The sequence below is a fragment of the Ornithinibacillus massiliensis genome, from assembly GCF_018310345.1.
Taxonomy (GTDB): Bacteria; Bacillota; Bacilli; order Bacillales; family Amphibacillaceae; genus Ornithinibacillus; species Ornithinibacillus massiliensis.
Genome location: NZ_JAGXBY010000002.1, coordinates 463,564 through 484,257, shown reverse-complemented (window position 1 = coordinate 484,257; position 20,694 = coordinate 463,564). Strand labels below are relative to the sequence as shown.

At 34.7% G+C, this 20,694-nt stretch carries 24 protein-coding genes; 19 read left to right on the top strand and 5 right to left on the bottom strand.

Features of this window, described 5'->3' with window-relative positions; translation table 11 throughout:
* Nucleotides 1–12 precede the first annotated feature (12 nt).
* Genes phnM through KGF86_RS06715 form a run of 3 tightly spaced genes read left to right on the top strand, consistent with a single transcriptional unit; the run spans nucleotide 13 to nucleotide 2,717 of the window.
* Complete coding sequence (gene phnM / locus KGF86_RS06725) at nucleotides 13–1,188, top strand: phosphonate metabolism protein PhnM (protein ID WP_211741433.1); 1,176 nt, start codon at nucleotides 13–15, stop codon at nucleotides 1,186–1,188.
* A 19-nt stretch (nucleotides 1,189–1,207) separates the two neighbouring features.
* On the top strand, nucleotides 1,208–1,927 hold the full coding sequence (locus KGF86_RS06720; protein ID WP_211741432.1) for a phosphonate C-P lyase system protein PhnL: 720 nt from the start codon (nucleotides 1,208–1,210) through the stop codon (nucleotides 1,925–1,927).
* Nucleotides 1,917–2,717 (top strand): PHP domain-containing protein, encoded by an 801-nt coding sequence (locus KGF86_RS06715; RefSeq protein WP_211741431.1) that lies wholly within the window; start codon nucleotides 1,917–1,919, stop codon nucleotides 2,715–2,717. Before KGF86_RS06720 ends, KGF86_RS06715 begins: the two co-directional genes overlap by 11 nt.
* 98 nt (nucleotides 2,718–2,815) lie before the next feature.
* On the opposite strand, the gene KGF86_RS06710 is transcribed toward KGF86_RS06715, so the two are convergent.
* The gene (locus tag KGF86_RS06710) at nucleotides 2,816–3,055 is read right to left on the bottom strand and encodes a Parvovirus coat protein VP1-like protein (protein WP_211741430.1); all 240 of its coding nucleotides are present in this window, start codon (nucleotides 3,053–3,055) and stop codon (nucleotides 2,816–2,818) included.
* A 248-nt stretch (nucleotides 3,056–3,303) separates the two neighbouring features.
* Between KGF86_RS06710 and KGF86_RS06705 the strand changes: the two genes are divergently transcribed.
* Nucleotides 3,304–4,755 carry a DHA2 family efflux MFS transporter permease subunit gene (locus KGF86_RS06705; protein WP_211741429.1) on the top strand — a complete coding sequence of 484 codons (1,452 nt, stop codon included), beginning with the start codon at nucleotides 3,304–3,306 and terminating at the stop codon, nucleotides 4,753–4,755.
* A gap of 188 nt (nucleotides 4,756–4,943) precedes the next feature.
* Here the strand turns inward: KGF86_RS06705 and KGF86_RS06700 are convergent, their stop codons facing one another.
* The gene (locus KGF86_RS06700; RefSeq protein ID WP_186868803.1) at nucleotides 4,944–5,669 is read right to left on the bottom strand and encodes a ZIP family metal transporter; all 726 of its coding nucleotides are present in this window, start codon (nucleotides 5,667–5,669) and stop codon (nucleotides 4,944–4,946) included.
* A gap of 177 nt (nucleotides 5,670–5,846) precedes the next feature.
* Here KGF86_RS06700 and KGF86_RS06695 point away from each other — a divergent pair, with 177 nt between their 5' ends.
* The 7 genes from KGF86_RS06695 (at nucleotide 5,847) to KGF86_RS06665 (ending at nucleotide 11,011) form a co-directional block, all read left to right on the top strand.
* Nucleotides 5,847–6,173 (top strand): ArsR/SmtB family transcription factor, encoded by a 327-nt coding sequence (locus KGF86_RS06695; RefSeq protein ID WP_186868804.1) that lies wholly within the window; start codon nucleotides 5,847–5,849, stop codon nucleotides 6,171–6,173.
* A 63-nt stretch (nucleotides 6,174–6,236) separates the two neighbouring features.
* Nucleotides 6,237–7,169, top strand: coding sequence for a cation diffusion facilitator family transporter (locus KGF86_RS06690; RefSeq protein ID WP_186868805.1), 933 nt, complete (start codon nucleotides 6,237–6,239; stop codon nucleotides 7,167–7,169).
* A 170-nt stretch (nucleotides 7,170–7,339) separates the two neighbouring features.
* Entirely contained in the window at nucleotides 7,340–8,038 is a 699-nt protein-coding gene (gene thyX / locus KGF86_RS06685; protein ID WP_211741428.1) for an FAD-dependent thymidylate synthase, read from the top strand.
* Nucleotides 8,039–8,167: 129 nt separating this feature from the next.
* Nucleotides 8,168–9,136, top strand: a complete 969-nt coding sequence (locus KGF86_RS06680; protein WP_186868807.1) for an HD domain-containing protein — start codon at nucleotides 8,168–8,170, stop codon at nucleotides 9,134–9,136.
* Nucleotides 9,137–9,241: 105 nt separating this feature from the next.
* Nucleotides 9,242–9,655, top strand: coding sequence for a helix-hairpin-helix domain-containing protein (locus tag KGF86_RS06675; protein WP_186868808.1), 414 nt, complete (start codon nucleotides 9,242–9,244; stop codon nucleotides 9,653–9,655).
* 18 nt (nucleotides 9,656–9,673) lie between these two features.
* On the top strand, nucleotides 9,674–10,030 hold the full coding sequence (locus KGF86_RS06670; protein ID WP_186868809.1) for a VOC family protein: 357 nt from the start codon (nucleotides 9,674–9,676) through the stop codon (nucleotides 10,028–10,030).
* A gap of 285 nt (nucleotides 10,031–10,315) precedes the next feature.
* Nucleotides 10,316–11,011, top strand: coding sequence for an aspartate/glutamate racemase family protein (locus KGF86_RS06665; RefSeq protein ID WP_211741427.1), 696 nt, complete (start codon nucleotides 10,316–10,318; stop codon nucleotides 11,009–11,011).
* Nucleotides 11,012–11,073: 62 nt separating this feature from the next.
* On the opposite strand, the gene KGF86_RS06660 is transcribed toward KGF86_RS06665, so the two are convergent.
* Nucleotides 11,074–11,988, bottom strand: a complete 915-nt coding sequence (locus KGF86_RS06660; RefSeq protein WP_186868811.1) for a class I SAM-dependent methyltransferase — start codon at nucleotides 11,986–11,988, stop codon at nucleotides 11,074–11,076.
* Nucleotides 11,989–12,335: 347 nt separating this feature from the next.
* Between KGF86_RS06660 and KGF86_RS06655 the strand changes: the two genes are divergently transcribed.
* Both KGF86_RS06655 and KGF86_RS06650 read left to right on the top strand, forming a co-directional pair.
* The gene (locus KGF86_RS06655; RefSeq protein ID WP_186871452.1) at nucleotides 12,336–12,827 is read left to right on the top strand and encodes a DUF2798 domain-containing protein; all 492 of its coding nucleotides are present in this window, start codon (nucleotides 12,336–12,338) and stop codon (nucleotides 12,825–12,827) included.
* 234 nt (nucleotides 12,828–13,061) lie between these two features.
* The gene (locus KGF86_RS06650; protein WP_186871451.1) at nucleotides 13,062–13,472 is read left to right on the top strand and encodes an NUDIX hydrolase; all 411 of its coding nucleotides are present in this window, start codon (nucleotides 13,062–13,064) and stop codon (nucleotides 13,470–13,472) included.
* A 183-nt stretch (nucleotides 13,473–13,655) separates the two neighbouring features.
* On the opposite strand, the gene KGF86_RS06645 is transcribed toward KGF86_RS06650, so the two are convergent.
* Both KGF86_RS06645 and KGF86_RS06640 read right to left on the bottom strand, forming a co-directional pair.
* Entirely contained in the window at nucleotides 13,656–14,186 is a 531-nt protein-coding gene (locus tag KGF86_RS06645; RefSeq protein ID WP_211741426.1) for a GNAT family N-acetyltransferase, read from the bottom strand.
* 158 nt (nucleotides 14,187–14,344) lie between these two features.
* Entirely contained in the window at nucleotides 14,345–15,301 is a 957-nt protein-coding gene (locus tag KGF86_RS06640; RefSeq protein WP_186871449.1) for an acetamidase/formamidase family protein, read from the bottom strand.
* Nucleotides 15,302–15,783: 482 nt separating this feature from the next.
* On the opposite strand from KGF86_RS06640, the gene KGF86_RS06635 reads away from it, so the two are divergent.
* The 6 genes from KGF86_RS06635 (at nucleotide 15,784) to KGF86_RS06610 (ending at nucleotide 20,656) form a co-directional block, all read left to right on the top strand.
* Nucleotides 15,784–16,512, top strand: a complete 729-nt coding sequence (locus KGF86_RS06635) for an alpha/beta fold hydrolase (RefSeq protein ID WP_211741594.1) — start codon at nucleotides 15,784–15,786, stop codon at nucleotides 16,510–16,512.
* 173 nt (nucleotides 16,513–16,685) lie between these two features.
* The gene (locus tag KGF86_RS06630; protein WP_186871448.1) at nucleotides 16,686–17,240 is read left to right on the top strand and encodes a CPBP family intramembrane glutamic endopeptidase; all 555 of its coding nucleotides are present in this window, start codon (nucleotides 16,686–16,688) and stop codon (nucleotides 17,238–17,240) included.
* A gap of 141 nt (nucleotides 17,241–17,381) precedes the next feature.
* Complete coding sequence (locus KGF86_RS06625; protein WP_186871447.1) at nucleotides 17,382–17,858, top strand: GNAT family N-acetyltransferase; 477 nt, start codon at nucleotides 17,382–17,384, stop codon at nucleotides 17,856–17,858.
* Nucleotides 17,859–18,052: 194 nt separating this feature from the next.
* Nucleotides 18,053–18,739: a VOC family protein gene (locus tag KGF86_RS06620; RefSeq protein WP_211741425.1), complete on the top strand. Its 687-nt coding sequence runs from the start codon at nucleotides 18,053–18,055 to the stop codon at nucleotides 18,737–18,739.
* Between the two features lie 206 nt (nucleotides 18,740–18,945).
* Nucleotides 18,946–19,653, top strand: a complete 708-nt coding sequence (locus KGF86_RS19565) for a response regulator transcription factor (protein WP_211741424.1) — start codon at nucleotides 18,946–18,948, stop codon at nucleotides 19,651–19,653.
* Entirely contained in the window at nucleotides 19,646–20,656 is a 1,011-nt protein-coding gene (locus KGF86_RS06610) for a sensor histidine kinase (RefSeq protein WP_186871444.1), read from the top strand. The genes KGF86_RS19565 and KGF86_RS06610 overlap by 8 nt, the downstream gene beginning before the upstream one ends.
* Nucleotides 20,657–20,694 lie beyond the last annotated feature (38 nt).

Here is a 20,694-nt window from a genome sequence, read left to right as displayed (position 1 = left end):
GAGGTACGTACTTTGATTATTATCCATAACGGAAAAATTGTCATGGAAACAGGAATTATAGAAGGGCATGCTGTCGTGATTAAGGGTGATCGCATTCAGGATATTATCTTAGAGAGCGATATTGAGTATGGATCGGATAAGAAGTTTATCGATGCAAAGGGTGGCTATATTTCCCCTGGTTTTATAGACATCCATTCTGACTACATTGAGACGATTGTCTCGCCAAGACCTACAAGTATTATGGACGTAAATATGAGTCTTAGAGAAGCGGAGAAGAACTTAATCAGTCATGGAATTACTACCATTTTTCATTCGTTATCTTTTTACCAAGAAGATATCTTCTCCCATAAACCAATGCGCTATCCTGAAAATGTCCAGCGACTGGTGGATGCCATTGATCGAACAGCTACTCAGCCCCATTTAATTCGTCATCGTCTGCATGCTAGATTTGAGATAGATAATATGGATGGTGTGGAAAACTTAATCCAAAATATAAAACAAGACAAGGTTCATCTATTATCCTTCATGGATCATACACCTGGTCAAGGCCAATATCGTGATTTAGAAGTCTTCCGCCATACGATTAAAGGCTATCGTAACGTATCAGATGATGAGGTGGATGTTATTATTGCAGAACGAAAAAGCAGAGCGTCTTTAAGTTTACGTGAAATATCAGAAATAGCAAGGATAGCAATAGACAATGGAATTGCCATTGCTTCCCATGATGATGACCATATAGATAAGCTAGAATTAGTACAATCCTTCGGGACGACTATAAGTGAATTCCCTATTACCTTGGAAGTGGCGAAGAAAGCAAAAGAATTAGGGTTACGAACATTAGTTGGTGCTCCTAATGTATTGCTAGGTGGATCTCATTCGGGAAATCTTTCTGCTATTGAAGCGATCCAGCATCAGTTTGTCGACATTCTTTGCAGTGATTATTATCCATCTGCATTACTACATGCTATTTTTGAATTACATGAAAAACATAATAACAAGCTACATGATATGTTTAACATGGTTACGATCAATCCTGCTAAGGCTGTACATTTGGGCCAAGACCTAGGTTCGATTCACCCTGGTAAAAAGGCAGATTTACTTATCATTGAACGAATGGAAGACGGCTATCCGATGTTAACGATGACGATGGTAAATGGTCAAGTCATCACAACAACCAATTATAGGTAGAACGATAGGAGGGAAGGTCATGGCCATTTTAGAAGTTCATAATCTGGGAAAGAATTTTATTAATCACTATCTCGGTACGACAAGGCAAGCTATAAATGGGATTAGCTTTCAACTAGAGAAGGGCCAGTTTATTGGCATTGTTGGAAAAAGTGGTAGTGGCAAATCTACCATATTAAAGAGCATTTATCGTACATACATTCCCAATCAAGGGAATATATTATTTGAGTCTGAGAGATTTGGACGACTTGATTTAACGAAAGCAACAGAAAGACAAGTGATTTATTTACGAAAACATGAGATTGGCTATGTTTCTCAATTTTTAAATGTCATGCCAAGAAGGACGTGCAGACAATTAGTAGAAAAGGCTGTTTTGGAAATGGGAGAATCTGATTTCCGTGCAAAGTGCCAAGCGGAGGCAGCACTCGAACATTTCGAGCTGGACCCAAGTCTATGGGACACATTTCCGAATACATTTTCTGGTGGTGAGAAGTTACGATTAAACATAGCAATGGCAACAGTTAAAAAACCAAGACTATTGTTGTTAGATGAACCAACTGCTAGCCTAGATCATCAATCGAAAGAAAAGGTTAGAGAAGTTATCGAGAAATTAAAAGCAAGTGGGAAGACATTAGTAGGAATTTTTCACGATATTACGTTCATGGATAATCTCTGTGATCAAATTTTTAACATGAGTACGAAACCAACTATCATAAAAGCGGGTGTTCGTAATGAAAGCTGATCTCCATGTACATAGTCATTATTCTGATGGGGCTGATTCCATAGAAACGATTATGACGAAGGCTAAGCAAAATGGTGTAACCCACATTAGTCTTGTAGATCATGACACAGTTGACGGACAAGATATAATCCGTCAAGTTGGTCGAGCATATAATATTACGACCATCCCTGGAATTGAAATATCCGCCTTTGATTATAAAAGAAAACGTAAGGTTCATATACTCGGTTACCATTATAGACCTGTTGCATCCCATATCCTTAAGGTTTGTAACCCTATATTGGAAAGAAGAAATGAGTTATCGCTATGGCAAATCCAACAATTAAGAAAACTTGGTTATGAAATAGAGCCGGATATCATAAAGGAAAAGGCGTTACCAAGTCAGACGATTTATAAACAACATGTGATGGAATATTTAATAAAAGCCCCTTATTCCTCAACAACGTATAAAGAACTATATCAAAAGCTATTTAAAAATCTTATTGCTGGAGATATTGAGTATGTCGATGTATTCGCTGCAGTGGAGGCAATTGTAAAAGATGGTGGATTGGCAGTTGTCGCACATCCTGGACAACTAGATTCCTATGATTTGGTTCCTGAGCTAGTAGAGGTCGGACTAGGTGGTATTGAACGGAACCATATCGATCATACAGAACAAGATCACAGAAAAGTGGAGGTACTAGCAAAATCGTACAACTTAGTTATGACGGGTGGGTCAGATTATCACGGGAGCTTTGGTGTCCCCATTCAAATAGGCGATATCACTAGTCCATTAAACCCGCTACTAAGTTAGCCATCTATAAAAAAATAAATAATAGAAAATAAGACAATCGAATGGATTTGTGATTGTCTTATTTAGTCTTGATGGGCTAAGTTAGTGTTTTTGTTTGTTTAGAAACCCAATTTAAACGAAATAACCCGATACATCAATCGAGCATCTCTACCTAATTTATCTCGTCTAGTCATATATGGTGCAAGTTGTCGTAAAAATTGTTCATCACAAAGTCTTCTTGGTAGACCTCTCTGGTAGCATTGATCATGCTGCAGACAGAAGTAGTCAAGCTGATTGGTAGGTGCTCCTGGACCACTACATCCTGGCCCACAATAACGGTAGCCTGGTAAACAGATCATCGTGATTCCCTCCTATTCTTTATTAGTGCCATACATGTAATAATGTATGCTAGGGATAGAACGAGATAATAGGCGTTAATATTTATCGTCATTGAAATTAGGAAGTTTATTGTTAAATCAAGCATTCCAAGACTTGCCAAAGTAAGCTATTGGCAGTAAGCAAACTTATAGATTAATAGAATGGATTCATGTATCCTGTATAAAGTATATGATTACAGACATTAAGATAGGTGGAAGAGAGGGTATTTATGCAGAATGTAGAAGTAAACAGAAAAATGATAGTACCATTGTTATTAGCAGGTTCGTTTATTGCCATTTTGAATCAAACGCTAATGATAACCGCTATCCCACCAATAATGGAAGAAATGGGAATTACAGCGAATACTGGACAATGGCTAACTACTGTGTTCATGTTGGTTAATGGGATTATGATTCCAGTTAGTGCGTTTTTATTAGAACGTTTTACGACGAGGCAATTGTTTATTACAGCGATGAGTATATTTGCAGTTGGGACACTAGTTGCAGGTATCGCGCCTAACTTTTCCACATTATTAATAGGCCGTGTCATCCAATCTGCTGGCGCTGGGGTTATGTTACCATTGATGCAGACGGTATTTTTAATGATTTTCCCTGTACATAGACGTGGTGCTGCAATGGGACTAATTGGACTGGTAATCTCGTTTGCTCCAGCGATCGGTCCCGCTTTGTCTGGGTATGTGACGGAACATTACTCGTGGAGATTGTTATTCTTTATTATTCTGCCAATTGCAGTAATTGATATTGTCATAGCTTGCTTTGCTTTGAAAAATGTAACAGAGTTACAGAAACCAAAATTCGATATTCTTTCCATTATTTTATCTTCATTTGGATTTGGTGGATTACTATATGGATTTACTTCAGCAGGAAATAATGGCTGGTTGGCTATGATGACTATCATATCACTTGGTGTTGGTGTGGTAGCATTATTCGGATTCATTCTAAGACAATTAAAGCTAAAGCATCCAATGCTCGAATTCAGAGTGTTTACTTATTCCATTTTCCCGCTGGCCGTTGCGATAGGCATGATCGCTTTTATGGGATTAATTGGCGTGGAGACATTAATACCACTATATATGCAAAATATGCGTGAGTTTACAGCCTTTGAAGCTGGTTTAGCTCTGTTACCTGGAGCATTAATTACTGGATTGATGTCACCAATTACAGGTAGAATCTTTGATAAATTCGGTGCTAAAAAACTAGTAATAATTGGATTAATAATCATTACCGTATCGTCAATCCCGTTTACTAGATTAGATACATCGACTTCATTAGCTTTTATAACCATTCTATACAGTATCCGAATGTTCGGACTGTCGATGGTAATGATGCCGATTGCAACCGCTGGATTAAATCAATTACCTAAACGATTAATTCCACACGGGGCTGCAATGGATAATACGATGAGACAAATAGCGGCTTCTGTAGGTACAGCAATTCTCGTTACAGTCATGACGACATCAGAGGAGAGTGCAGCAAGTAGGGAAATTGTCAATCCAGACATTTATGGTGCCAATGTAGCTTTCATTGTTGTAGCAGCACTTTCATTAGTCGGATTGTTGATTGCTCTCTTTATTAAAGATAAGCGTCAATCCCAAGAAGAATTGGAAAGAAAAGATCAAGAGAGATTAAAAGCTAGAGAAACTAATTCTGCATCATCATGAAATCTCCCTTATGGAGTAATAATCCAAAATAAAACTCCTCTTCCTTTGTGGTGGAGGAGTTTTACTGTGTAAAAGGGTATTATTGTACAGAAAAGTTCAACTGTAGGGAATACTGCAGTTTAGTCTCGTACAATGTACCGACAGTATTTCAAGAAGGTTTAATTGTTGATTAAAATGAACCTAAGATATTAGTTAATAAAAGTAAAATACATATAGACCAATGTGATGCCAAATAGACTAACTAGTAAACCATACCATATAGAAGATTTTTTCATTGCTTCCCAAACAATTTCTCTTACTGCGACTATGAAAATCATAGAGATGGCAATATTAATCATAAAAGCAAATAAAAGAGGGACTTCAGCAGTAATAAATAACCCAAGTAACGAGCCTATTGCTACTGGGACGGTGAGCACAGCTGTGATTACCAACCAAGTGAAGAAGCCGTACCCAGCTAAAAATAGTGGAGTAAAAATGATCACTCCTTCAGGAATATTGTGTAACAGGATGGTTAATAACATGGGTTTGCCAATTTCCGTACCGATAGCTGCTCCAAGCGCCAGCCCAACTGGGAAATTATGCATTGCAATACTAATGGTTAATAGAACTCCAGTACGGAGTAAGAGAACTTTTTGTTGAGTATCTGTTACAAGGGTTATCATGTTTATGACACGATGAATACATAGATACAGAATAACTCCAGTTGCAGTCCCAAGAGCAAATATAACCCAACCGCCAAGTTGGATACTTTTAGGGATCATTTCAATAAATAATAGGCCAATTATTAATCCGCCGCAGAGAGAATATAAAAAGCTAACACTACCATGGATACGCTTCATGAACCATGCTAGTCCACCCCCAGCACTAATACCCAATGCAGAGGCAATTACTCCTGATAACCATATGAATGCCATCATACGACTCCTTTTCCTTCCTTTGTTAATTTATATTGCCTTGTCCCACTATTTATACGGTATTTATAAATTATTGACCATGATCCATTTCTTGTTTTATAATATGAACATATACTAATATATACACATTAATGAATTTATCTTAACCCTAGGAATAAGTGTAAAGGAGAAGATCTTATGGATAATAATCAAAATCAGACAGCGTTTAATAATAAGGATTTGGATGAAGAGACGTTATTCGTTGTTTCACAAACGTTTAAGGCATTGGGTGATCCAACGAGAATCCGGATACTAAATCTTTTAATTCATCACGAATACTCAGTAAATGGAATAGCGGAAACCTTACAGTTAAGGCAGTCAACAGTTTCGCATCAATTACGCTTCTTGAAAAATTTACGTTTAGTAAAATATCGCCGGGAGGGTACAACGTTGTATTATTCTCAAGATGATGAACATGTAATGAATATGCTGAAACAAATGATTGATCATGCTTGTCATAACTAATTTGTTCCTTTTTATCATTATATGAATAAATGCTCATATTTTAATATTAGAAGGTGGGATATAATGGGACACGATCATAACCATACACACACTACAAATAAAAAAATGTTAATGTTAAGCTTTATTATAATTACGACATATATGGTGGTAGAAGCAGTTGGGGGAATCTTCACTAATAGTCTTGCACTCCTTTCTGATGCTGGGCATATGTTGAGTGATGCCATTTCTCTTGGTGTAGGACTACTAGCCTTTAGATTAGGGGAGAAAGCAGCAAATTATAAAAAAACATACGGTTATAAAAGGTTTGAAATATTAGCAGCAGTATTTAATGGGGTTACCCTCATAGTAATATCTCTCTATATATTTTATGAAGCATATCATCGATTCTCAGAACCACCTGAGGTTGCATCTACCGGTATGTTCATTATCGCTTTTATTGGTCTCCTCGTTAATATAATGGTTGCCTGGATATTAATGCGCAGTGATACGAAAGAAAATTTAAATATGCGTGCAGCTTTTCTACATGTTTTAGGTGATTTACTTGGATCTGTAGGAGCCGTAACAGCCGCATTATGTATGATGTTCTTTGGATGGGGATGGGCGGACCCACTAGCTAGTGTACTAGTTGCGATCCTTGTGCTAATTAGTGGCTTTAGAGTGACCAAAGATGCTGTACACGTTTTAATGGAAGGGGCTCCAAAAAGCTGCGATACCGAGACCGTTATAAAAACGATCGAGAGTGTAAAAGGTATTCAAAAGATTCATGATTTACATGTATGGAGTATTACGAGTGGGCAGCATGCTCTTTCATGTCATGCGGTTGTAGATGAAAATCTATCTGTTCTCCAAAGCCAAGAGATTTTAAGAGAGGTTGAACATGAATTAGAGCATAAAGGAATAAACCACGTCACGGTACAGATGGAGAACGAGGAACATCCACATGTAGATTCGCCATTATGTCAACAGAATCAATTACCCTTTACGCATGAATATTAGGTAATAGGAAACAGGCCCCATTGAAATTTCAATCGGGGTTATTTTTTTAGGTAATTTTAATCTAAAATACAGATGTTAAAGGGATAGCTTTCCAAATTTAAAATGTGATTAGTTTTAAATAGGATATAATTTTGGTAAAATTTAGACAGGAAAATGAGAGGCGGGATGCTATGACGAAAATAGACATATTAAATGGTGGCTATGTCATCTTACAGGATCATATGGGTTCAGACCTATCTGTTGTTAATTCAGCTCGAGTGTCGTACAACAAGAAAAAAGAAATGCTAGATGAAAAAGATGAAAGACTGATAGATTTTCTGGCACGGGAGGGACATACCAGTCCATTTAGGCACACTTCACTACAGTTTGAGATATATGTTCCACTCTATGTTGCGAGGCAACATTGGAAGCACATCATCGGCTCAGGCTTCCAAGATCCTTTTGTTGCTTGGAATGAATCATCACGTCGATATATTACAGAAGAACCAACATTTTATATTCCACATGACAATGAATGGAGAACAAAGCCTGCAAACTCAAAACAAGGATCAGGTGAAGCATTACATCCATCCGTAGGTAGTACTTTTACGAAGAAATTAGAAGAACATGTTGCGCAAGGAGAGCGTCTGTATGAAGAAGCAATGGAAACTGGGATTGCACCGGAACAAGCTCGACTATACCTTGCCGCCTATTCAATGTTTGTGAGATACTATTGGACAGGCTCATTACAGGGTGTAGCACATTTCTTGGAATTAAGACTACCAGAGGATGCACAATATGAAATTCGAATACTTGCTAATGCTGTTAAAGAATTAACTTATCAAAAATTCCCTATATCACTTGATGTACTTCTGAAATATTCAGATTGATAAATCACCCATAAAATTAGAGTATTATTAGTCAATTAATATGAGGAATATTATCGCTTATTTGTATCTCTACCTAATGGTTCCACTATCGAACTAAGAAAAGTCAAAATGGAAGGAATTAAATAATTTATGAGCGAAACGAAACTAATCTTAGAAGCACTTTATCCACCAATCAAACCAACTGATCTCGAAATACAATTAATTAAAAGCAAACCGCTTCGAAGGCTGAAGCAATTAGCACATTTCGGTGCCGGAGCACTCGTTTCACCTGTTGTACATAGTAGATTTGAACATTCTATAGGTGTTTGGAAATTAACTTCTTTCTATTTTCCAAATGACATAGAATTACGAGTTGCAGCCTTGTTACATGATATCGGACATCTGCCTTTCTCCCACGCGGTAGAAAAAACGCTTGGATTTGATCACCATCAATTAACAGAACAATATATAGAAGAAGAGGAAATATCTTCTATGTTAAAGGCCCATAATATTGATCCGAATGTAATCATTAAAATTTTAAATGAACCATCACCTATCACAGGAAAGGACAATATACTTGGAATTGATCATTTGGATAGTTTTTTAAGAGATACGTATATGGCTGGTATGGTGGAAATGCTTCCTAAAGATTTATTAGACAGAATGACATGTACCTCTAAAGGAATCGATACGGATTTAGAAACAGGACACTACCTATTAGAACTTATCTTGTCAGATCATAAACTGTTTCTATCGCCATACATGGTCGCTGTAGATAGAATCTTGGCTGAGTCTATTAAGGTTCACTGGTCTTCAGAGCCCATGAATAAGAGTGGATTTGCGCGTTTAACAGATACAGAAGTTGTGTCGATGTTAAAAGCATCTACTTCTAGTAAAGCCAAGGACTTAATCAATACGCTACTCTTTGAACCAGATCGAATTACAATTAATGATTCCAATACGGGAAGTGGGTATCCAATTAGCATTAGAAAAGTATACAGTAAGGTGCCAATGTATGAAGGAAAACCAATAACACAATATAGTATAGCTGCACAAAAAATACTAGAAGAATTGAATGGATTATCTTTTCATTCAGAAGTAGTGATTGCTTCTAACTAGACTGAAAGATTTGATAAAGATTCTTGATGTATAACGAATAATGAATAAGGAGGAGACCATTCGAGTTCTAATCCTAAATTACCACTAACACTAGAAGAAAGAGTAATGCTTAGGAAAGCTAAAGTGAAATTAACTGAAATACGTACACTTCACACGGAAAGAATAGCTAGTCTATTAAATGCTTCAATTGATAGGGCGAGAATTATTAAAGGATTAGCTGAATTTCAAACTGTACCATCTATTGGTTATAAATTAGCTGAAAAATTGGTTTATCAATTAAACATCTATTCATTAAACGAAATAAAAGACAAACAAGGTGCACAATTATTTGATGAATTAGAACAACAGTTAGGCGTATGGACAGATGGATGTGTGGAGGACCAAATTCGATGTGTCGTATACTATGCGAATCACCCAACTAGTAAAAAGCAATGGTTTGATTTTACACATGAAAGAAAAAAGTATCGAGAAAAAAACGGTTACCCAGCAAATAGACCTCAATCTGCCTGGTATGATTAAAAGGAAGGGGTAGGAAAGATGAAGACCAACTTATCACATGTACGAGTTAATGTGAAAGATTTAGCTTTAGCAATAGATTGGTATCAAACAAATTTAGGATTAAAGGTTGCAGCAACATGGCCACCCGAAAAACCTAACTATGCCCATTTTGAGGCTGATAGTGGAGCAACTTTTGCCATCATGGAAGATAAAAATTACCCATCACATGGACGTTTTAATTTTAATGTAACAGATGTAGAGATATTATGGAATGATGTAAAAGATAAAGTAAATGTAATAGAAGAACTGTTTTCAACCCCTTATGGGACTAAAAAATTTACTATAAGTGATTTAGATGGTAATGAGTTAGGTTTTGTTCAAGATTCAGGTAGTTAGTTCCTATAATAGATATACATAAAGGATTCTACTTATTTGTTCAACAGTTAAGTAGAATCCTTTTTTATAGAAGGCTTAAGGTAGATCTTTACAATTTACCAATATAAATCATAAATGATGTTAAATGGTGGAGAGCTCTTGATTTTTCCAGTTACAATAACCTTATTATGGTATCATAAACTAAATGGCTAAGTATGTACAGACTATCAGAGTGGATTTGATTCATATTAATTTTATGGTAATTATACGCATCAAATATAGTTATTTAAGTAGGGAGAGATAGTAATGAAAACGATTGGACTTATAGGGGGAATGAGTTGGGAATCCTCCTTAGAATATTACCGCATCATAAACGAAGAAGTGAAAAATAAATTAGGTGGTTTACATTCAGCGAAATGTCTTTTGTATAGTGTTGATTTTAGCGAAATTGAACAATATCAAGCAGAAGGTAATTGGGAAAAGGCAGGTCAAGCTTTAGGTGAAGTTGCATTATCGTTAGAAAAAGCCGGTGCAGATTTTATAGTAATCTGTACGAATACGATGCACAAAGTCATTGATTCAATAGAAGAAAAGATAGAAATACCTGTTTTACATATTGCTGACGCCACGGCAACCCAAATCTTAAAAGCTAACATAAAAACAATTGGATTACTTGGGACTAAATATACGATGGAACAAGATTTTTATAAGTCTCGACTTGAGTCACAAGGAATCCATGTGGTTGTTCCAAATAATGAAGAAAGGTTACAAGTGAATAGGATTATTTATGAAGAGTTATGTTTAGGGGAAATTAATAAATCATCAAAGGATTATTACAAGGATGTAATTCATAATTTAGTTAAAAATGGTGCAGAAGGAATTATCTTAGGTTGTACCGAAATTGGATTATTAGTTAAACCTGAAGATTCAGAAGTTCCGTTGTTTGATACAACGGTAATTCATGCCACTGAAGCTGTAAACATTGCTATAGACAATACATGAAGATTACAAATAGAGTCTCTCAATATGGTAATCATTGAGAGACTCTTGAATTTATTAGCAGGCTATTTCTTAACAGCGTGGATATAATGTATTGTCTCGAATGCGGACAAATAATCTGTTCTATTTTTGAAATAAACCTCATTTATTTTAGTTGGTGTTAAATGTTCATAAATTAGTAAACCTGATTGTTCTAACATTTTCTCCATCTCACTATACGTGAAACTCGATTTCATTGGTTCTCCGCTTGCAGAAGCCATCTTAACCATGTTTTCAACACGATTAGATTTTCCTTTTACTTTAAATAGATTTTCATCTGCATAATCAAAAACAATAGAGCTACCTGTTGGAACGGTAGCGAATAATTCACCTATTAAACTCGCAATCTCCTCTTTCGTTAAATAATAGGATACACCTAATAAGCTAAAGAAGGTCTTCTTGTTATCAAACCCTACATCAATTAAATCACGGTGAGATAACTTACTAGTAAAATCCATAGGAACAAAATGCAGATTGTTTGGTATAGAGAAATTAGCTTTTGCTAACTTCTTCTTTTTAAATTCTTGTGTAGCAGGATAATCAATTTCAAATATATCTAATTTGTCTTCTAATTCTGGATGTCGAAAGCAGAAAGTGTCTAAACCAGCCCCAAGTATCACATACTGTTGGGCGCCTAAATTAATTTCATTAAGTAATACACTCTCACAATAGGCTGAGCGTGCTATAGGTGTTGGGGAGAGCTGTACTTGGGTAATCCATTTTAAAATCTCATCTGGATTTTCTTTAAATCTTTCCCCGATATCCTTGTTAAAAAATGTTATACCATTAATCATATTCTGGCTAATAGCTGCAAAATCATCTTCGGAAATTAAATTGATTACTATAAAATCATCAAAAATGATTGGTGTGTCATTTTTACTGTGATAAGCTCGACCAAATGCTGATACTAAGGAAGTTAAACTAGACTCATTCTGTTTCAAACCATTTCCTCCTATAAAAAAATAAGATTCCCCTGGCCAGGAGAACCTTATTATATAAAACAATTTGATAATTGTAAATTATAGCATAAATAAAAATATTTGTCAATATTTTTGGTGTGATTTTTTTAGCTTTTTTCCGGTGAATTTAGGTTATTATTAAGGTGGATTATAGTTTGATTGAGGTTAGTTCCGTTATAGAGACTTTTATATTAAAGAACTAGCCTAAGTCAACTCAAACAAAATTGATCTGCAACTTCTATTATCATAAACGCTCACAAAATGTTCACTTACGAAAGTGTTTATATAATCACTATAATACAAAGGTATAAAAAGAGAGGATGATATAATTGCCGACAACTAAGAAAGAAAGTCTACAATTTGGAGTAATGATGTGTTTTGGGATGGTTTTACTGATGACTGTTTATAATTATTATTTAAATGGTATGATTGGTAAAATGACTATTATGGAAGGATTATCCGATTTTCTAATTGGTTTTGTTATTGCATTAATTCTAGATATGTTAATAGTAGGACCTAATGCTAAAAAAATTGCTTTAAAAATAACTGCAAATACCAAAAAGAAAATCTATACAGTACTAGCAATTTCAATATGTATGGTAATTGGAATGGCTTTTTTTATGTCTATTTACGGTTTAGTTACAACTTATATTCATAATGGTTTTACTTCTAGTTCAGTTGTAAAAGATTATGTTGTCATTTTCAGCAGTAACTTGATTATGGCTTTACCTCTACAAATTATCATTATGGGTCCTTTTGTTCGTTTTATATTTAGTAGGTATATTAAATCAACTAAACATAGTGAGTTACGAGGAGTGTAATGGCTTATTAGCAGTTCGCTGTTATTTTAAATAGAAAAAGGAGACTTTTTGCAAGACGCAAAAGCTTTTTTGGTTGAGATACTGTAATGGTATTTTTTCTAAAATTTGTCTAAATAATGAATATAAAAGACGATAGTTTAGAAGGAGTAAGTATTTTCTAAAAATAGTTAGAAAAGTTAAGTACTAATACAATAAACCAATATTATTGGTTCAGTTAATGTGGGGGAGGACAATATGCAAAGGATTGACGTTGTTTATGCTTTGATTTGTAACAAGGATAAAGAGCAAATAGTTATGGTTAATAATGCTGGTCAAGGTTGGTCGTTACCAGGGGGAGCAGTAGAAAATGGTGAAACTCTAGAACAGGCAGTTATTCGTGAAGTAGAGGAAGAGACAGGGTTAACTGTTAAGGTAGGAAGTGTAGTAGCAATTAATGAAGCGTTTTTTAAAGAAGAGAATCACCACGTGTTATTTATTACATTCAAAGCAGATGTAATAGGGGGAGAATGTGAAATTAAGTATACGGATGAAATCCTAGAGGTAAGATGGGTTGATTACAACACAGCAAATACATTAATGCCATACCATCCAAACGGTGTAGAAAGCCTAATTACATCTTCCTCTATTTATACTTATCAATCATAATGTTATAGCGATTTCTTTTGTTAAAGGGGTACTAGTAGATTTTTTTATCAACGAACTTAATAAAAGTGCTGACAGGGAAGTGTATGAGTAAAAGCCGATTACTGATAAAGATACACTTCAATTGTTGGAAGCCTTAAGTTATTAAAAAGCCTATATTTTTTATATAGGCTTTTTAAACTAAAATTAATCAGTTACTAATTTTGAATACATATTTAGATCAATAAACGTGTCTTTTGATCTTTCCGATCTTCTTAGAGTACCTTCAAATTGAAAATTCAACTTTTCAACAAGCTTAATTGAATTTTTATTATCAGGTTCAATTTTTGCTTCAATCCTATTGAAATTAAGATTATGAAACGCATAACTTACTAGTGTAAGGATAGCTTCTGAACCAAATCCGTTACCCCAATATTCTTTACTAATTTCATATCCAATTACTGCTTTTAAATTTTCAAAGTCTAAGGAGTTGTAACCACAAGAACCTATAATTTGGTTGGACTCTAAAAGAAAAATGGAGTATCGAATAGCTTTGTTTTCTTGAGATAACATGTCAAGCATTTCAATCATTTCTATTGCTTGACTTTCATCTGTGAAACTATTAATATTCATAAACTTTGTTACATCGGGATCAGACCAGATTTTAAATAGACTAGAAGAATGGGATACTTCCATTTTTTTCAGCAGTAATCTTTCTGTTCGTAGTTCGGTAATCAATATTTTAGCCTCCAATGTGTATTATTTTATTATGAGGTTTGGAATATTGATATCTGCGCATAGTTCAGTCCCTTCACATAAAAGTCAAAATAATTATAACAAAAAAATGATTGGATTACTTGATTACTTGTAATAAGGATTAATTTTTATGGCGTAAACTATCTTAATGCATCAAACGGAAGAAATGCATGAACTCCTTTTGCAGTATTTACGATTTGGGTAACTCTTAAGTCAACAACTAACGAAGCATATGCGTATGCTTCTGTTCGAGATATATTGTATAAATTTGATATAAGTTGTAGCATGTCATCTAAAGCAATCCACATTGCTTCCTCTAGGTTTTCGTGAAATGCCATCGTAAGCCATCCATCCTTAGTTTTAGCCATAGGTCTTTGTATTGGAAAATCGTCTAAAACATTAAATGTCAAACTGACTTTTTCCATAGGACATTCTAATGCGGGACCACTAACTTCACCATCTCCTTGTGCAGCATGCCCATCTCCTGTAGAAAACAAACCGCCCTCTACTTCAATTGGTAAATACAATATGCTACCGGCTTGTAACTCTTTGCAGTCAATATTTCCTCCGGTTGACCGGGGTGAAATGGTGGTATGTTGTCCTGGTGTAGACGGTGGCATACCCATAATTCCCATGAAGGGAGTCAGCTTTACTGTGAAATCAAAATTTCCAAATTGGCTTTTTCCAATCATTTGATTAGTATCTAATTCAAAGTCTAACATTACTTCTTTTTCTTCAACCATTCCTAATCTCTGATTCCAGTAGCTAGGGAACCCACCTGCTGAAGTCCATCCCCACAACCCAGGTATAATTTCATTAATCTGAACTTCTAAAGTTTGCCCTGGGCTTGCTTGCTTAATATTGATAGGACCAATTAATGAATGACCAAACCCCTTAGGTATCCGGTGTGGCTGAACATCGCTAAATCTTTCTCTAGGTTCACCTATTGCTTTCCGTTTCGCAACACCCCATGCACTGTCCAGTGTTTTAAAATGAACGGTATCTCCTGAATCTATTTCTAATGCAGGTTCTAAATCTTTACTGAAGAAGCCGTGGAGTGATTTAGAACTCGGGCTTAATTGGTGAATTTTTGTCATAATTGAAAACCTCCTTCTAAAAATATGATTGTAAAGTTTTCGTAACGCTAATTTTTTTGAGAGATAATAAGGTACTTACCTTACCTAAAAATGTAGAAACGGTTGTCACAAGCAAGCTTGCAAGTATTCTTTGTTAAAAACACTGCAAATTCTACTACGTATTAGAAATAAAAGAAGATTGGCTATGTTATTTATTACTGATTACTGACCTCTTATATATAATAATTGAAATATCTAATTATTTCAATTAAAATTACGCTATGATTAATTTTAAATTACTCTACGAAGTAATAACAGTATACTTTCAAAAAATATGAAAATAAAAGGAGTGGAAAAAACGAAATAATGAACAAAAAACTCTATATGTTTACATTTTGTATTACTACACGTTCGCCCACAAACAATTCTAGAAAATAGAAGGAATTTTTCATATTTAAATGGAATTTATTTGCAAAATAATAAAAAGGGGAGTATGAGTGAAAATGGATAGTAATCTAGTAAGTAATAAAGGTACATTAATTGAATTTATAGACAGCAAGTCAAATTCAACAAAAAACGAAACACCTTTCGTTATCGTTCCAGGTCTTTCAGAGTCCGCAGAAGATTATATTCCTCTAATTCAATCGCTATATCCTAGGAGATGTATTGCAATTTCGCTAAGAGGAAGGGGAAAAAGCGATGATCCTGAAGTAGGATATACGTTAGAAGATCATATAAGTGATATTGATGCAGTGATTAAACACCTTAAAATAAATGAATTGATCATTATGGGCTATTCAAGAGGAGTTTCCTACACATTAGGGTATGCTCTAAGCAATTTAAATTCAATTAAAGGTCTAGTGTTGGGGGATTATCCTGCTTATCACTCCCAACTCCCGACTAATTGGGTAGAGCAATTTACCGCTTTACCTATTTGGAGAGGTAAGCCTTTACCAGGAAGGATGAAAATACATTCATTATATGGAATTCAAAGAGAATCAAAGCAAGTATCATTTTGGGATAGATTAGGCAATATTCTGTGTCCTGTTCTTATTATTCGAGGTGGGAAAACTGGGTCACTACTATCACCAAAAGATAGCAATCAATATTTGGAGAGATTTCCAAATTCTAACTTAGTTGTATTGGAGGATTCCGATCATAATATATTTGAACCTAACATAGAAAATCTTCTAAAGGAGTTGAAAGAATTCTTTGTACTGGTAGAATCATAATAAACTATTATTATTTTGTAGAATTCATGAAGTAAGAGAGGCATGATTTTATAAGAGAAATGGGGGAGCTTCTAATAAACTCAAGTGTAAATAAAAATTATATCTGGGTGTATTTCATAATATTCTTTATCCTATGGTGTATTAGAGAGATATGGTTAGTTCAATATTTAGATTTGTTAGATTCTATACCGAGAACATTAGTATCAGCCATAGTTAAAATAGTAATCTGGATCGTTCCAGTTATATATTTAATTAGACTGATAGAACAAAGAAATGCATTTTCCTATTTAAGGTTACGTCAAAACGATAGAAAAGGTTTGAAATGGGCCGGATGGGGATCTGTCGTTTTCATATTCTATTTTGTAGTAGTAAACTTTTCTGTTTTAGAGCAAGTTGATTTTCAATTAGGGTTTAACCAATGGCTTAATACAATTCTATTAGTTGGAATAACCGAGGAAATTGTCTTTAGGGGGTTTATATTAAGAAAACTTATGGATTCATTTCGATTTTGGGTAGCGAATGCCATTACAGCTTTACTCTTTGTATCGATTCATTTCCCTATTTGGTTTTATAAAGATATGTTCGGATTCCCTTATGTTTTAGGTTCTATATTAAATGTCTTTGTAATGGGGATTATTTTTGGATTTGTGTATAAAAAGAGTAATTCGCTTTGGTCTGTCATTATTCTTCATTCTTTGTATAATTTGCTAGTAACTGTTTTCTACTAAGGTACAATTGGTAAATATGATGAATGATCGCCTCTTATAATCAGCTTATTTCAAAAGAAGAAACGGAGGTTAATGTCATATAGTTGTTGGTATTAGATGGACGCAAACAGTAATTTAAATAGATGAGGAGGGATTTTGTTTATGCAATCAATAGATGAAGTTAAGTTGGAGCATTTTTCGAATGAGCATATGAAGGAATTAGCTACTTTTGAACTTCCTGAAGAACAAGCACAATTTACGGCATTACCATCTAAATATAAGGTAGTGAAGGAAGGGCAGCATCGTATTGTCTTACTATGTGGAAATAAGCCAGTTGGTTTCTTTCTATTACACTCCACTGATCGGATAAAGGAGTATTCAAATAATCCCAATGCTATGTTATTAACGACACTGTCTGTTAATTATGCTGAGCAAGGTAAAGGATATGCTAAACAAGCAATGCTCCTTCTACGCGATTTTGTTAAAAGTGAATTTCCTAGCTGCGATGAAATTGTATTAGCGGTTAATCATAAAAATTTTCCCGCTCAGAAATTATACTCAAAAGTAGGGTTTAAGGATACGGGTAGGAGAAAAATTGGTCGGATTGGTGAACAGTTTATTTTTAATTTGGATTTATAAATTTTACTAGCAAACATAAGGAAAATTGTAATGTAACGAAACACCGATGTTTGTTAGTTCTATCTACTTATAAATCTACTATTTTGTAATAAGTTTTACTTATATGTTCCAATATAAAAATAGTATTTTAAAAATTCATCTATATAAACTATACTAATTCCCAAAGAGTTACGAGAAAAGAGGTGTATTACATAGTGGAAATCAAATCATTGACACTCCAAACACGTCATATAAAAGAAATGAGAGCCTTCTACGTCGATATGTTCGGGTTTCCTTTAGTTAGGGAGGATGAGTATAGTTTTCGTATTAGAGTTGGTACAAGCCAACTGGAGTTTACTTCTGAAAGTGTAAAAGGCAATCCATATTATCATTTTGCTTTTAACATTCTAGCTAATAAGTTTGTTGAAGCGAAATCATGGGTTAAAGAAAGAGTAGAATTGAATACAAGGGAAGAAGAAGACGAAGCATTTTTTTCTAACCTACCAGCTCATGCTTTATATTTTTATGATCCTGCAGGTAACATTGTGGAGTTCATTTCAAGACATTCCATATCCAAAAAGGGTGAGGAGCCTTTTTCCATTGAAGAAGGAATAGTAAATATTAGTGAAATTGGACTTACCATGGAGGATGCTATAAGTGCTGGGAAAAAACTAATGACGATTGGTATTCATGAACGAGATAATGCTCCTTTATCTTCAACATCCCTTAACTTTATGGGAGATAGATCAAAGGGAATATTTATAATACTAAATCAGCCTGGTAGGGAATGGATATTTTCTGATAAATTATCCGCTACATACCCCATGGAAATAGTAACCGCAACTAATAGTAAAATAGTTGTAACCTCTGAGCATGTTTTAGAGGTTTATAAGGGACAATAGGAGAATCATAATACTACCAGCTCATTGAAAAAGCTAACGAAATGAAACTAAGGATCATCGATTGATGGTCTTTTTTCATTTTGCATCGCTATAACCAAATGATATAGTTGTAACTGTAAGTTTTGAAGTAGTTAGAAAGAGAGATAGCTAGTTAGCTAGTAGAATACCCTTCGTATTAATCTAGTCGCTAAGGGAGAGGGAAAATTGTGTACAAAGTGTTCATAGTGGAAGATGATTATGAATTACGATCATTGATGAAAGAATCACTTGAGGAACATAACTATGAAGTGATGATACAAACGGATTTTAAAAACGTAACCAAAGATTTTTTAGAGTATAATCCCGATCTTGTTCTTTTAGATATTCATTTACCATATTTTGATGGATATTTTTTATGTCACAGTTTGCGTAAACATTCTAATGTGCCTATCATTATGATTTCAGCCAAAAGTGATGATGTGGATCAAATCATGGCTATAGAATTTGGAGCAGATGACTACATTACAAAGCCTTTTACGTTTGACAAATTATTATCCAAAGTAAAAGCTACCATCCGTAGAGTGTATGGTGAGTATGCACATTCCGATACTAGTATTTGTTGTGTGGAAGGTTTATGTATCGATAGTCAGAAGCTAACGATGAGCCATAAAGGTATTCATGAAGAGTTAAGTAAAAATGAATATAAACTCCTAAAGAAATTGATCGATTATCATGGGAAATTTTTGACGAGAGAGGAATTAATTGAAGAAGTCTGGGATGATATTACCTTTGTTGATGATAATACATTAACGGTTAATATGTCGAGAATCAAGCAGAAGTTAGTGGCAGTTGGACTACCAGATACGATGATTAAAAGTAAACGCGGGGTAGGTTATATGCTTGAGTACCCAATAATGGGTGATAGTGATGAGTAAATCTATTCTGAGAGATTATGTCAAAGATCGAACATTACTGCTCATTTCTTATTTGTTAAGTATCGTAACGATCATTTTATTTAATTATTTAAGTGATCCGATGGAGAAGGAATTCTTTTATCCATTCGGTATTGGCGTCTTTTTTCTAGTTGTGATTATGTGCTTGGATGGAGCGAAGTATTATCAGTTCCATAAACGTATTAGGCTCTTATTGGAGGATGAATATGCAGAAATTCATCCAATGACAATAGAACAAACACGTGTGAAGCAACTAATTGATAAAAACAATCGTCAAGCAAAGGCAATACATAGCACATTAGTGGAACAGCATAAGGAAGATATGGCGTTCTTATCGCATTGGATTCATCATTTGAAAACACCTGTTTCTGTGATGGAACTTATCATGGAGCGTCATACTGATGAACGAGGGAAAGAAGAGGAGTATATCACGAGATTAAAGCAAGAAAATAATAGATTGCAAATAAGGATAGAGCAAGGTCTCACGATGATTCGAATGCAACGTTTTGAAAATGACCTAGAGGTTCGTGCGGTTGATCTTGTTGCCTCGTTTCGGGAGGCTATTAATGAACGTAAAAGTGAATTCATCTACCATCACGTCTATCCTGTTATGGAGTGTTCCTATGATTCGTTATACGTCCTAACAGATAAAAAGTGGAATAAAATATTGATCGATCAATTTCTGTCCAATGCGATTAAATATTCTGGTGGGAAAGGAAAACAAATCAAGATTTCGATGGAGATAGTCGAAGACAAGTGTTTGGTTTCGATAATCGATCAAGGCATCGGCATCCCTTCTTACGACATAGACCGGATTTTTGAACCATTTTTCACAGGAGAAAACGGCCGAACGGAACGAAATGCATCCGGTATTGGACTCTATTTAGCTAGAAGAATTAGCGAGAAATTAGGACATAGCTTAACGATTCAATCAGGGGTCGAGAAAGGGACAACTGTCACAATTCAGTACCTTACAAAAATGTAAGGTATTTTTAGTGTAACCGATGGCTGTATTATTGGAAG

Bases quoted from the DNA above. Each gene is read 5' to 3' on its own strand.
- KGF86_RS06720 (WP_211741432.1), top strand. From the start codon at position 1,208: ATGGCCATTTTAGAAGTTCATAATCTGGGAAAGAATTTTATTAATCAC.
- KGF86_RS06715 (WP_211741431.1), top strand. From the start codon at position 1,917: ATGAAAGCTGATCTCCATGTACATAGTCATTATTCTGATGGGGCTGAT.
- KGF86_RS06710 (WP_211741430.1), bottom strand. From the start codon at position 3,055: ATGATCTGTTTACCAGGCTACCGTTATTGTGGGCCAGGATGTAGTGGT.
- KGF86_RS06705 (WP_211741429.1), top strand. From the start codon at position 3,304: ATGCAGAATGTAGAAGTAAACAGAAAAATGATAGTACCATTGTTATTA.
- KGF86_RS06700 (WP_186868803.1), bottom strand. From the start codon at position 5,669: ATGGCATTCATATGGTTATCAGGAGTAATTGCCTCTGCATTGGGTATT.
- KGF86_RS06695 (WP_186868804.1), top strand. From the start codon at position 5,847: ATGGATAATAATCAAAATCAGACAGCGTTTAATAATAAGGATTTGGAT.
- KGF86_RS06690 (WP_186868805.1), top strand. From the start codon at position 6,237: ATGGGACACGATCATAACCATACACACACTACAAATAAAAAAATGTTA.
- thyX (WP_211741428.1), top strand. From the start codon at position 7,340: ATGACGAAAATAGACATATTAAATGGTGGCTATGTCATCTTACAGGAT.
- KGF86_RS06680 (WP_186868807.1), top strand. From the start codon at position 8,168: ATGAGCGAAACGAAACTAATCTTAGAAGCACTTTATCCACCAATCAAA.
- KGF86_RS06675 (WP_186868808.1), top strand. From the start codon at position 9,242: ATGCTTAGGAAAGCTAAAGTGAAATTAACTGAAATACGTACACTTCAC.
- KGF86_RS06670 (WP_186868809.1), top strand. From the start codon at position 9,674: ATGAAGACCAACTTATCACATGTACGAGTTAATGTGAAAGATTTAGCT.
- KGF86_RS06665 (WP_211741427.1), top strand. From the start codon at position 10,316: ATGAAAACGATTGGACTTATAGGGGGAATGAGTTGGGAATCCTCCTTA.
- KGF86_RS06650 (WP_186871451.1), top strand. From the start codon at position 13,062: ATGCAAAGGATTGACGTTGTTTATGCTTTGATTTGTAACAAGGATAAA.
- KGF86_RS06640 (WP_186871449.1), bottom strand. From the start codon at position 15,301: ATGACAAAAATTCACCAATTAAGCCCGAGTTCTAAATCACTCCACGGC.
- KGF86_RS06635 (WP_211741594.1), top strand. From the start codon at position 15,784: ATGGATAGTAATCTAGTAAGTAATAAAGGTACATTAATTGAATTTATA.
- KGF86_RS06625 (WP_186871447.1), top strand. From the start codon at position 17,382: ATGCAATCAATAGATGAAGTTAAGTTGGAGCATTTTTCGAATGAGCAT.
- KGF86_RS06610 (WP_186871444.1), top strand. From the start codon at position 19,646: ATGAGTAAATCTATTCTGAGAGATTATGTCAAAGATCGAACATTACTG.